This is a genomic window from Pseudomonas sp. CFBP 5748, from assembly GCF_053850495.1.
In genome coordinates this window covers 1-12440 of the sequence record NZ_JBSPTN010000001.1, presented here as the reverse complement: position 1 = coordinate 12440, position 12440 = coordinate 1, and the positions used below count along the sequence as shown (strand labels likewise).

10 protein-coding genes are annotated in these 12440 nt (G+C 60.4%); 7 read left to right on the top strand and 3 right to left on the bottom strand.

Annotation, left to right across the window (positions count from 1 at the left end):
- Positions 1-87: 87 nt before the first annotated feature.
- A complete protein-coding gene (locus ACWNZ1_RS00050; protein ID WP_135844122.1) occupies positions 88-672 on the bottom strand; it encodes an acyl carrier protein phosphodiesterase in 585 nt (194 codons plus the stop codon).
- 156 nt (positions 673-828) lie between these two features.
- Here ACWNZ1_RS00050 and ACWNZ1_RS00045 point away from each other — a divergent pair, with 156 nt between their 5' ends.
- The 4 genes from ACWNZ1_RS00045 to ACWNZ1_RS00030 all read left to right on the top strand — a co-directional run bounded on the left by ACWNZ1_RS00045 (position 829) and on the right by ACWNZ1_RS00030 (position 4235).
- Entirely contained in the window at positions 829-1131 is a 303-nt protein-coding gene (locus ACWNZ1_RS00045; RefSeq protein ID WP_135844121.1) for an ArsR/SmtB family transcription factor, read from the top strand.
- A gap of 18 nt (positions 1132-1149) precedes the next feature.
- Positions 1150-2316 (top strand): MFS transporter, encoded by a 1167-nt coding sequence (locus ACWNZ1_RS00040; protein ID WP_135844120.1) that lies wholly within the window; start codon positions 1150-1152, stop codon positions 2314-2316.
- Between the two features lie 38 nt (positions 2317-2354).
- A complete protein-coding gene (locus ACWNZ1_RS00035; RefSeq protein WP_135844119.1) occupies positions 2355-3404 on the top strand; it encodes an alkene reductase in 1050 nt (349 codons plus the stop codon).
- Positions 3405-3728: 324 nt separating this feature from the next.
- Positions 3729-4235 carry a hypothetical protein gene (locus tag ACWNZ1_RS00030; protein ID WP_256452310.1) on the top strand — a complete coding sequence of 169 codons (507 nt, stop codon included), beginning with the start codon at positions 3729-3731 and terminating at the stop codon, positions 4233-4235.
- Positions 4236-4444: 209 nt separating this feature from the next.
- On the opposite strand, the gene ACWNZ1_RS00025 is transcribed toward ACWNZ1_RS00030, so the two are convergent.
- Entirely contained in the window at positions 4445-5077 is a 633-nt protein-coding gene (locus ACWNZ1_RS00025) for a TetR family transcriptional regulator (protein WP_135844117.1), read from the bottom strand.
- 265 nt (positions 5078-5342) lie between these two features.
- On the opposite strand from ACWNZ1_RS00025, the gene ACWNZ1_RS00020 reads away from it, so the two are divergent.
- The 3 genes from ACWNZ1_RS00020 to adeC are packed head-to-tail and all read left to right on the top strand — an operon-like array spanning position 5343 to position 11122.
- Positions 5343-6500: an efflux RND transporter periplasmic adaptor subunit gene (locus tag ACWNZ1_RS00020; RefSeq protein WP_135844116.1), complete on the top strand. Its 1158-nt coding sequence runs from the start codon at positions 5343-5345 to the stop codon at positions 6498-6500.
- Positions 6501-6503: 3 nt separating this feature from the next.
- Positions 6504-9668 carry an efflux RND transporter permease subunit EmhB gene (gene emhB, locus ACWNZ1_RS00015; RefSeq protein WP_256452309.1) on the top strand — a complete coding sequence of 1055 codons (3165 nt, stop codon included), beginning with the start codon at positions 6504-6506 and terminating at the stop codon, positions 9666-9668.
- Positions 9665-11122 carry an AdeC/AdeK/OprM family multidrug efflux complex outer membrane factor gene (adeC, locus tag ACWNZ1_RS00010; protein ID WP_135844114.1) on the top strand — a complete coding sequence of 486 codons (1458 nt, stop codon included), beginning with the start codon at positions 9665-9667 and terminating at the stop codon, positions 11120-11122. The genes emhB and adeC overlap by 4 nt, the downstream gene beginning before the upstream one ends.
- A 77-nt stretch (positions 11123-11199) precedes the next feature.
- On the opposite strand, the gene ACWNZ1_RS00005 is transcribed toward adeC, so the two are convergent.
- A complete protein-coding gene (locus ACWNZ1_RS00005; RefSeq protein ID WP_456027279.1) occupies positions 11200-11586 on the bottom strand; it encodes a DUF6124 family protein in 387 nt (128 codons plus the stop codon).
- Between the last annotated feature and the right edge of the window lie 854 nt (positions 11587-12440).

Here is a 12440-nt window from a genome sequence, read left to right as displayed (position 1 = left end):
GGAGCGCGCTTGCTCGCGAAGGCGGTTTAACATTCAGCAGAGATGTTGACTGAACCGCCGCTTTCGCAAGCAAGCCCGCTCCCACATTTAGTTTTGTGGTGCAATCTGGCTCAGCGCAAAATCCTGCAACTGTGGGTAGAACAGCCGGAAATCCTCGCTCAACGGCTCGTAGAGCCTGATCAACTCTTGCATCGCCCCGGCCAATTCCTCCGGCCGGGACAGGCGTCGGGAAATGCCGCGCAACACCTGCCCAAGCACCTCGAACTCCCGGTAAGAACCCAACCAGTCATCCGCTGCCATATAAGGCGCGATCTGCGCCAGGCGCCCCGGCAGTTGCGGTTCGGTATTGAGTACCTGGTACACCCGAGAGGTGAAATCCATCAGCGGCCCCTCGCCGTACAGCATCCAGTCCCGGGCCAGGCAGTGGTCGAAAAATACGTCGAGGACGATCCCGGCATAGCGCCGGCGTACCGTGGAAAAACGCGACAGGGCAACGTCCACCAAGGGATGGCGGTCGGTGTACATGTCGATGCGCCGATGCAAGGCAATCGCCGCTTCGATCCGGGCATCGTACTGCCCTTGCAGCGGCCCTTTGACGAAATCGCCGTAGAGACTGCCGAGCAATTGTTCCCGGCCGGGGCCGCCGAGGTGCAGGTGCGCGAGGTAGTTCATGGCGAGCAGCTTAGCATCGTCACGCCAATATCGTTATAACCCGATATAGCGATTTATTCGATCCTCAGATCAAATCCATATTGGTATATCGCGAAATAACGATTTAAGGTTCGCCCCATCGCGATATAGCGTTTTACTCACCCCGAGCTTGCCCCCATGACCCTCGACCTCGACGAAATAATAAAAGCCCTGGCGCACCCAGTACGGCGAGACATCCTCAACTGGCTCAAAGACCCCAAGGTCCAGTTCCCCGAACAGTTGCACAACCACGAATTCGGCATTTGCGCCGGACAGATCGACCAGCGCTGCGGCCTGTCGCAGTCCACGGTTTCTGCCCACCTGGCGGTGTTGCAACGGGCGGGGCTGATCAGCAGCCAGAAGGTCGGTCAATGGCACTTCTTCAAACGCAACGAGGAAGTGATCCAGCAGTTCCTCAAGCAAATGAGCCAAGAGCTCTGATCTGACAAGGACCCCACCATGCCCCTCTCACTCCTCATCCTGGCCCTGAGCGCCTTTGCCATCGGCACCACCGAGTTCGTCATCATGGGCCTGCTACCCGATGTGGCAGCTGACCTGGGTGTCTCGATCCCCGGCGCCGGCTGGTTGGTGACCGGTTATGCCCTGGGTGTGGCCATTGGTGCGCCGTTCATGGCCCTGGCCACCGCGCGGCTGCCGCGCAAGGCCGCCCTGGTGGCGCTGATGGGGATTTTCATCGTCGGCAACCTGCTCTGCGCCATCGCCAGCGACTACAACGTGCTGATGTTCGCCCGGGTCGTCACCGCCCTCTGCCACGGGGCGTTCTTCGGCATCGGTTCGGTGGTGGCCGCCGGCCTGGTTGCGCCCAACAAGCGCGCCTCGGCCGTGGCCCTGATGTTCACCGGCCTGACCCTGGCCAACGTGCTCGGCGTACCGCTGGGCACTGCACTGGGCCAGGAAGCCGGCTGGCGCTCGACCTTCTGGGCCGTCACCGTCATTGGCGTGATTGCGCTGATCGGCTTGATCCGTTTCCTGCCAGCCAAGCGCGATGAAGAAAAACTCGACATGCGTTCGGAACTGGTAGCGCTCAAGGGCGCGGGCCTGTGGCTGTCCCTGAGCATGACCGCGCTGTTCTCCGCCTCGGTGTTCACTCTGTTCACCTACGTTGCCCCATTGCTGGGCGAAGTCACCGGCGTGTCGCCCCGTGGCGTGACCTGGACCCTGGTGCTGATCGGCCTGGGCCTGACCCTGGGCAACATCATTGGCGGCAAGCTGGCAGACAAGAGCCTGGCGAACACGCTGATGGGCGTCTTCATCACCATGGCCGTGGTCTCAACCGTGCTGAGCTGGACCAGCGTGGCGCTGATCCCCACCGAAATCACCCTGTTCCTTTGGGCCACCGCCTGCTTTGCCGCCGTGCCGGCCCTGCAAGTCAACGTGGTGACCTTCGGCAAAGCCGCGCCAAACCTGGTGTCCACCCTGAACATCGGCGCTTTCAACATCGGCAACGCCCTGGGCGCCTGGGTCGGCGGCAGCGTCATCGATCACGGCCTGGGCCTGACCACCGTGCCCCTGGCCGCCGGTGCGCTAGCCGTGCTGGCGCTACTGGTCACCCTGATCACTTTCCGCCAGGGCGGCAATGCCGACCTGGCACCGGCAACTCACTGACTTCTAACCACTCCCTGATTCTGACGAGGTTGTAATTCATGACGACTATTTTCGATCCGATCAAACTCGGCGACATCGAGCTGAAGAACCGCATCATCATGGCCCCACTCACCCGCTGCCGCGCCGACGCCGGTCGCGTACCCAACGCGTTGATGGCCGAGTACTACGTGCAACGTGCGTCCGCCGGCCTGATCCTCAGCGAAGCAACGTCCGTTACGCCAATGGGCGTGGGCTACCCGGACACCCCGGGCATCTGGTCCAACGACCAGGTGCGCGGCTGGAGCAACGTGACCAAGGCGATCCACGGCGCCGGCGGCAAAATCTTCCTGCAACTGTGGCACGTGGGCCGGATCTCGCACCCGTCGTACCTGAACGGCGAAACCCCGGTGGCGCCAAGCGCCATCCAGCCCAAAGGCCACGTGAGCCTGGTGCGTCCGCTGGCCGACTACCCGACGCCACGCGCACTGGAAACCGCTGAAATCGCCGACATCATCGACGCTTATCGCGTAGGTGCCGAAAACGCCAAGGCCGCCGGTTTCGACGGTGTGGAAATCCACGGCGCCAATGGCTATCTGCTCGACCAGTTCCTGCAAAGCAGCACCAACCAGCGCACCGACCAATACGGTGGTTCCCTGGAAAATCGTGCCCGCCTGATGCTGGAAGTGACCGACGCCGTCATCGAAGTCTGGGGCGCCGGCCGGGTTGGCATGCACTTGGCACCACGCGCCGACTCCCATGACATGGGCGACGAGAACCGCCTCGAAACCTTCAGCTACGTGGCCCGCGAGCTGGGCAAGCGTGGCATCGCTTTCATCTGCTCGCGCGAGAAGGAAGGCGAAGACAGCATCGGCCCGCAACTCAAGCAAGCTTTCGGCGGCCCGTACATTGCCAATGAACGCTTCACCAAGGACAGCGCCAATGCCTGGCTCGCCGAGGGCAAGGCCGATGCCGTCGCCTTCGGTGTGCCGTTCATTGCCAACCCGGACCTGCCAGCACGTTTGAAAGCCGATGCCCCCTTGAACGAGGCGCACCCCGAAACGTTTTATGGAAAAGGCCCGGTCGGTTATATCGACTACCCCGTGATGTAATTAGAAAAATCAGCTTTTTAAAAAAGCCCCGACTCGAAAGAGCCGGGGCTTTTTTGCATCTACGCACTTCAAATCCAACCCACTCCTTCAGCAATCGAAATATCAAATAACAACACAACACTTACTCACCATGGATAACCACACCCAATAACGCTAATAATAATTCCGAACAGCACCCCACCCACCAAACGGACTCAAAAACCACTCATTTTAATAAGCCACTTCAAATCTTGTAGAAGCAACACTAAACCGAGCAACTTCAAACCCGCACAATTATTTTATGCAGGCTTTAGCGTGCCTCGCATTCATGAGAGATACATCGCAATGAACATTATGAAAAACTTGGTTCTCGGCCTGCTGCTGGGGCCCGTAGCAGTTGCCAGCAGCCTGGCCAACACACGCATTACCGTGGAGATCACAAACAACACTTCCAACGCTTTGGAAATGACAAACATTTCAAGTGAGATCCCCATGCCCCCGGATTTTTCCTTGAGTGCTTATGAAGTGGCCGCCAAAACGACACAAGAACTTTATTTCGTCCATGACCGAAGATTCACTTACCCCGCCGCTGGCTGGCAGCCGACACTGAGAAAGATCAAGCCGATTGAATTAGTTCTCTCCTATCAAATGAGCAATTTCAACTTCGGCTGTCAAATGCAAACCCACTTTGAGGCGCCCATCGGTTTCGGCGCCCTGGAATCCAGTTATAGGCCAAATTGGAAAAGCAGAGTCGCGTATACCGGCAATGGTGAATACACCTGCCGGTCAGAAATCTTCCGAAAAATGCTCGAACCCCCCTTCAACTATTCGGTGCGCCTCATCGTCGAATAATCCAGGCGGTCGGTAACAGCCGACACGACAAGTACAGGCACCTATCTGGCGCCTGTACATGAACACGCCATAACGCCCCTGCACGATAGCGACTCGTGAGCGATCAACGTGCCCGCAGTGCATCTACAAAAGACCTGGACGCAATCAAGACACGGCGGCACCGTCGCCAATCAGCTATTGACACAAACCGATGCAATTACGCATTTTGTTCATTTGCGTAGGCTGGGGCTCAGGCGCAGCATATCCAGCCCGATGTCTACCCAGCGCTCAGCCTCACCGGCCAGCGAGAAGCTGTCGGGGGCCAGCAGCCATTGGTAGAGAATGCCGTCGATGTAGGCGTGGATGGCAATCGCCGCCCTTTCGGGGTCCAGGTCATCCGGCAGTTGACCACGCTTCATCGCATTGCTCAACGACAGCACGATGCGCACATTGCAGTCGAGACTGACCTCACGCCGTTGCTGGCGCAAATCGCACATTTCATCGGTGAATTCGCACTTATGGAACAGAATTTCATTAATGCGGCGGGTTTTCGGGTCCAGGGCCACCTGCTGGAACAACTGCACCAACAGCTTGCGAATGCAACCCAACGGATCAAGCTCCTCTTCGCGCTCACTGGCACGCGCCAGTTCATCGAGTGGCTCTTGCAAGGTATCGAGCATGGCCTGGAGCAGGTCCGCCTTGTTGCTGAAGTGCCAGTAGATGGCGCCGCGCGTCACACCGGCCAGTGTTGCGATATCGGCGAGCGTCGTGCGTGCCACGCCTCGCTCGAAAAAGGCCTTTTCAGCGGCTTCGAGTATCTGGCTGCGAGTCTCCAGGGCTTCCTCTTTGGTACGACGGACCATGGCAGTAAACACCTCAATCAGGATGCGTAAGCAATGCGTAAGGATCAGCTGAACAAAATATGAGGCGGCGTTTCTTGGAATGCGTCCCCGACCCTTGCAGGCCTTTGTCAGGCTTTTGTAAATCCGGATGGTACGCAATTTGGCTGTTTACAAACAACCATGTACGTAAGTATATTTCTTAGCATCCTACTAATTGAATAACACCGCCTTTTTAACCTTCCACCTTTCGAGTGCGCCAGTTGCGCGCCTGGACCCGAGGATTTCCATGCAATTCAAGCCAGCTGTTACCGCTCTGGTTACCGCCATCGCCCTGGCATCGCTGCTCAGCGGATGCAAAAAGGAAGAGGCTGCGCCTGCTCCTCCCCCTCCTCAGGTCGGCGTCGTAACCCTCAAGACTCAACCCTTCACCCTGACGTCAGAGCTTCCGGGGCGCACCAGTGCGTTCCGCGTCGCCGAAGTTCGCCCACAGGTCAACGGCATCATCCTCAAGCGTCTGTTCAAGGAAGGCGCCGACGTCAAGGCCGGCCAACAGCTGTACCAGATCGACCCGGCCGTGTACGAAGCGACGCTCAAGAGCGCCGAAGCCAACCTGCGGTCCACCAAGTCGATTTCCGATCGTTACCAGCAACTGGTCAAGGAACAAGCCGTCAGCCGCCAGGAATACGACACCGCCTTGGCCAACCGCCTGGAGTCGGAAGCCAATCTGCAGACCGCCCAGATCAACGTGCGCTACACCAAGGTCTACGCACCGATCTCCGGTCGCATTGGTCGCTCCTCGGTAACCGAAGGTGCGTTGGTGAGCAACGGTCAGACCGACGCCCTGGCAACCATCCAGCAACTGGACCCGATCTACGTCGACGTGACGCAAAGCTCGGTAGAGCTGCTGCAGCTGCGCCGTGAGCTGGAAAGCGGCCGCTTGCAGAAAGCCGGCGACAACGCCGCCATGGTCAAGCTGACCCTGGAAGACGGCAGCCAATATGCCCATGAGGGCAAGCTGGAGTTCTCCGAGGTGTCGGTCGACCAGACCACCGGCTCGGTGACCTTGCGCGCCGTGTTCCCTAATCCGGATCACACCTTGCTGCCCGGTATGTTCGTCCACGCACAACTGCAGTCCGGTGTGAACAGCGCGGCGATCCTCGCCCCGCAGCAAGGCGTGACCCGCGACCTCAAAGGCACGCCGACCGCCCTGGTGGTAGGCGCGGACAACAAGGTCGAGTTGCGTCAGCTCAAGGCCAGCCGCACCGTCGGCAGCCAGTGGCTGATCGAAGACGGGCTCAAGGCCGGCGATCGCTTGATCACCGAAGGGTTGCAGTACGTACGGCCAGGGGTGGAAGTCAAAGCCACCGAAGCCACCAATGTTGGTGCCAAGAACCCGGCCCCCGCTCAGGCAGCTGATAAAGCAGCCGGCGGCAAAGGGGAGTAAACCATGTCGAAATTTTTTATCGACCGTCCGATTTTCGCCTGGGTAATCGCCCTGGTGATCATGCTGGTCGGGGCTCTCTCGATCCTCAAATTGCCGATCAACCAGTACCCGAGCATCGCCCCTCCGGCGATCGCCATTTCCGTGACCTACCCAGGCGCATCCGCACAAACCGTGCAGGACACCGTGGTGCAGGTCATCGAGCAGCAGCTCAACGGGATCGACAACCTGCGTTATGTGTCCTCGGAAAGTAACTCCGACGGCAGCATGACCATCACCGCGACCTTCGAGCAAGGCACCAACTCCGATACCGCCCAGGTCCAGGTGCAGAACAAGCTGAACCTGGCCACCCCGCTGCTGCCGCAAGAAGTGCAGCAACAGGGCATCCGCGTGACCAAGTCAGTGAGAAACTTCCTGATGGTGATCGGCGTGGTATCGCGCGACGGCAGCATGACTCGGGAGGACCTGTCCAACTACATCGTGTCCAACATGCAGGACCCGATTTCGCGGACCGCCGGTGTCGGTGACTTCCAGGTCTTCGGCGCCCAGTACGCCATGCGGATCTGGCTCGACCCGGCCAAGCTGAATAACTACAACCTGACCCCGGTGGATGTGACCACTGCCATTACCGCGCAGAACGTCCAGATTGCGTCCGGCCAACTCGGCGGCCTGCCTGCCCTGCCCGGTCAACAACTGAACGCCACCATCATCGGCAAGACCCGCCTGCAGACCGCCGAGCAGTTCAAGGCCATCTTGCTCAAGGTCAATCCGGACGGCTCGCAAGTGCGCGTCGGCGACGTCGCGGACGTCGCCCTGGGCGGTGAAAGCTACAGCATCAATGCCCAGTTCAACGGTGCCCCGGCTTCAGGCCTGGCGGTGAGACTGGCCACCGGCGCCAACGCCCTCGACACGGCCAGGGCCCTGCGCCAGACCGTCGAAAATCTCAAGCCGTTCTTCCCGCAAGGCCTGGAAGTGGTGTTCCCCTACGACACCACGCCAGTGGTGAGCGAGTCGATCAAGGGTGTGGTTGAAACCCTGGTCGAAGCGGTCGTGCTGGTGTTCCTGGTGATGTTTCTGTTCCTGCAGAACTTCCGCGCCACCATCATCACCACGATGACGGTGCCGGTGGTACTGCTGGGCACCTTCGGGATCCTCGCGGCGTTCGGCTTCAGCATCAACACCCTGACCATGTTCGGCATGGTGCTGGCCATCGGCTTGCTGGTGGACGACGCCATCGTCGTGGTGGAAAACGTCGAACGGGTGATGAGCGAAGAAGGCCTGTCGCCCAAGGAAGCCACCAAGAAATCCATGGGCCAGATCCAGGGTGCCCTGGTGGGTATCGCCCTGGTGCTATCGGCGGTACTGCTGCCGATGGCGTTCTTCGGTGGCTCCACCGGTGTGATCTACAAGCAGTTCTCCATCACCATCGTCTCGGCCATGGCCTTGTCAGTATTGGTGGCCCTGATCTTTACCCCGGCCCTGTGCGCCACCATGCTCAAAGCCATCCCCAAGGGTGAGCACGGCACGCCGAAACGCGGTTTCTTCGGCTGGTTCAACCGCACTTTCGACCGTGGCGTCAGAAGCTACGAGCGCGGCGTGGGCAACATGCTCAAGCACAAGGCTCCGTACCTGCTGGCCTACATCATCATCGTGGTGGGCATGGTCTGGCTGTTCACCCGCATTCCGACAGCGTTCCTGCCGGAAGAGGACCAGGGCGTGCTGTTCGCCCAGGTGCAGACACCGGCCGGCTCCAGCGCCGAGCGTACCCAGGTGGTGGTGGACAATATGCGCGAGTTCCTGCTGCGCCCCAGCAAGGACGGTGGTGAAGGCGATGGCGTGGCCTCGGTGTTCACCGTGACCGGCTTCAACTTCGCCGGTCGTGGCCAGAGCTCCGGCTTGGCGTTCATCATGCTCAAGCCGTGGGAAGAGCGGAACGCTGACAACACCGTGTTCAAAATCGCTGGCCGCGCGCAGCAACACTTCTTCACCTTCCGCGATGCAATGGTGTTCGCCTTCGCTCCGCCAGCGGTGATGGAACTGGGTAACGCCACCGGTTTCGACGTGTTCCTGCAGGACCGCGCCGGCATCGGTCACGAGAAGTTGATGGAAGCCCGCAACCAGTTCCTGGGCATGGCGTCCCAGAGCAAGGTCCTGGCCCAGGTGCGTCCGAACGGCCTGAACGACGAGCCGCAATACCAGTTGGAAATCGATGACGAGAAGGCCAGCGCGCTGGGCATTACCCTCTCGAACATCAACAACACGCTGTCGATTGCCCTGGGCAGTAACTATGTGAACGACTTCATCGACCGTGGTCGAGTGAAGCGGGTATACGTTCAGGGTCAGCCGAATGCGCGCATGAGCCCCGAAGACCTGCAGAAGTGGTATGTGCGCAACAGCGCCGGGACCATGGTGCCGTTCAGCGCGTTCGCCAAGGGCGAGTGGGTCTACGGCTCGCCGAAACTGGCCCGTTACAACGGCGTGGAAGCGATGGAGATTCTAGGATCGCCGGCACCGGGTTACTCCACCGGTGAAGCCATGGCCGAAGTCGAAGCCATCGCCAAGAAGCTGCCGGCCGGTGTGGGGATTTCCTGGACGGGCCTGTCCTACGAGGAACGCCTGTCGGGCTCCCAGGCGCCAGCGTTGTACGCCTTGTCGCTGCTGATGGTGTTCCTGTGCCTGGCGGCGTTGTATGAAAGCTGGTCGATTCCGATCGCGGTCATGCTCGTGGTACCGCTGGGGATCATCGGTGCATTGATGGCGACCAGCCTGCGTGGACTGTCCAACGACGTTTACTTCCAGGTGGGCTTGTTGACGACCATTGGCCTGGCGGCGAAAAACGCCATTCTGATCGTGGAATTCGCCAAGGAACTCCACGAACAGGGCCGCACGCTGGTGGAAGCTGCCATTGAAGCCTGTAGGATGCGTCTGAGGCCGATCATCATGACGTCCCTGGCGTTTGTCCTCGGCGTGGTCCCTCTGGCGATTTCCACGGGCGCCGGCTCAGGCAGCCAACACGCCATCGGTACCGGTGTGATCGGCGGTATGTTGACCGCCACCATCCTGGCGATCTTCTGGGTGCCCTTGTTCTTCGTGACCGTGTCGTCGATAGGCCGCCGCAAAAATGCCGACCAGGACGACACTCCTGAAACTTCTAAAGAGGCTGGCCAATGAGCAAGTCGCTCCTCTCCCTGACCATCGCTGCCGTCGTGCTCAGCGGCTGCTCGCTGATCCCCGATTATCAGCGGCCCGAAGCACCGGTTGCGGCGCAGTACCCGCAAGGCCCGGCCTACGAATCGGCCAATGCGCCCAGCCAGGCCGCTGTCGAGCAGGGCTGGAAACAATTTTTCCATGACCCGGCGTTGCAACAGCTGATTCAAGTGGCCCTGGAAAACAACCGCGACCTGCGTGTCGCGGCGCTGAACATCGATGCCTATGCCGCGCAATACCGTATCCAGCGGGCGGACCTGTTCCCGGCGGTCTCGGCCACCGGTTCCGGCAGCCGCCAGCGGGTACCAGCACGGGCCTCGCAGACCGGTGAAGCGGCCATCAGCAGCTCCTACTCGGCCACCCTGGGCATCAGTGCCTATGAACTGGACCTGTTCGGTCGGGTTCGCAGCCTGAGCGAGCAAGCGCTGCAAAGCTACTTCGCGACCGAAGAAGCCCGTCGCAGCACCCAGATCAGCCTGGTGGCCAGCGTGGCCAACGCCTACCTGACCTGGCAGGCCGACAAGGAACTGCTCAAGCTGACCCAGGACACCCTGGGCGCTTACGATCAAAGCCTCAAGCTGACCTCGCGCAGCGCCGAAGTTGGCGTGGCCTCGGCCCTGGACTTGAGCCAGGCGCGCACGGCGGTAGAGAACGCCCGCGTGCAACTGGCTCGCTACACCCGCCAGGTCGCCCAGGACGAGAACAACCTGACCCTGCTGCTGGGTACTGGCCTGCCGGCCAACCTGAACTCGCAACCGCTGAGCGATGACCTGCTGAGCGAAATGCCGGCCGGGTTGCCATCGGACCTGCTGCAACGTCGTCCGGACATTCTCCAGGCCGAACGCAACCTGCTGGCCGCCAACGCCAACATCGGCGCCGCGCGGGCTGCATTCTTCCCAAGCATCAGCCTGACGGCCAACGCCGGCACCTTGAGCCCGGACCTGTCCGGGCTGTTCAAGGGCGGCTCAGGCACCTGGACCTTCGCCCCGCAAATCAATCTGCCGATTTTCAACGCCGGCAACCTGCGGGCAAGCCTGGATTACGCCAAAATCCAGAAAGACATCAACGTCGCCAATTACGAGAAGTCGATTCAGACCGCGTTCCAGGAAGTCTCCGACGGCCTGGCCGCACGCCGGACCTACAACGAACAGTTGCAGGCCCAGACCGCCTTCGTCGCCGCCAACCAGGACTACTACCGCCTGGCCGAGCGTCGCTACCGCATCGGCGTCGACAGCAACCTGACCTTCCTCGACGCCCAACGCCAACTGTTCAGCGCCCAACAATCGCTGATCACCGACCGCCTCTCGCAATTGACCAGCGAGGTCAATCTGTACAAGGCACTGGGTGGTGGCTGGAATGCCGAGAGCGGCAAGAACGAACCGGTGAAAGAAGAAGCACCGAAGATGAAACTGTTCTGATTGATGTTTGAACGCTAAAACACGAAGCCCACCGGAAGGTGGGCTTTTTGTTTGTGCGTGTTTTAACAGCGACTGGGTTAACGCGGGTCGATGAGATCCAGCGCTCGATTGGCCAACAACTCACTCAAGTCAATCATCTGCGCCACGCCGAGCGCGACATGCCGCCGCGAGCCTTCCAGATCGAACGCCAGGTCGTTGACCATGGCACTGGCTGAGGCCAGGGTTTCGCTGAGATTTGCTAGCAGGCACTCGGTGTCGAGGGTATCGATGACGGTGAAAACTTGAGTTGAGGTTTTGGGTTTGGGTTTGGGTTTGGGTTTGGGTTTGGGTTTGGGTTTGGGATCAGGGTGGGTGCCCAGATGGTAATCGAGTGCTCGGTCTGCGGCCTCTTGGAGCTTTTCTGGATCGGGGTCGTTGTAGGGGAAAGTGCTTTCTGATGGCGAAGAAGGATGATGTTTTTTCATAACGGCGCTCCTGCATCAATTGGAGCCCGAGACGTGGGTCCGGGCGCTGGCGCCTAACGAATTCGGCGGGCTTGCAGTCCCGGTCGCTGGATTGGCAGCGACCCGAACAAGCTAGAGATACCGCTTCCGAGCAGCAACCTTAAAACTTCGTCGGAAAAGTCGCCGCGTCTGTCAGACCGGCCACAAATCTTGTGGGAGCAAGGCTTGCCCGCGATGGCGGCCTTACGGCTGGCCAAGATTTTGTTGATCGGGTACATATCCATTGCTGCGGTAACGGCGGCTTAGGGTTCCGCCCTGACGGCGGCTCACTTTTGAGAAGCGCAAAAGTAAGCAAAACGCTCATGCCCCACCACTCGGTGCCTCGCTAGGGCTCGGCATGCCCGCACTCCGGCATTGCTCCGTGGGCCGCCGCGAAGGGCCATCCATGGCCCAGCGCGGCTACCTCGGCATCCATGCCGAGGTGCCCACTGCGCAATGCCTGCGTGCGGCCATCGTGGTTAACGGGGCGCCGAGATCAACGTCCACCACGAGGCGGCCTGGTAGCCGACCTGGTTCTTGGTGGGACCGCGTTTTCCCTGTGGGAGCGAGCCTGCTCGCGATAGCGGTGGACCAGCCTGCATCAGCGTTGGATGTGCCGCCGTCTTCGCGAGCAAGCTTTGCTCCCACAGATCTGACAGGTGTACGACCAGGAGAGTCAGGTCGGCTCTAAGGCCGCCTCGCGGTGGACGTTGATCTCGGCGCCCCGTTAACCACGATGGCCGCACGCAGGCATTGTGGAGTGGGCATCCCGGCATGGATGCCGGGATAGCCGCGCTGGGCCATGGATGGCCCTTCGCGGCGGGCCCACGGAGCAA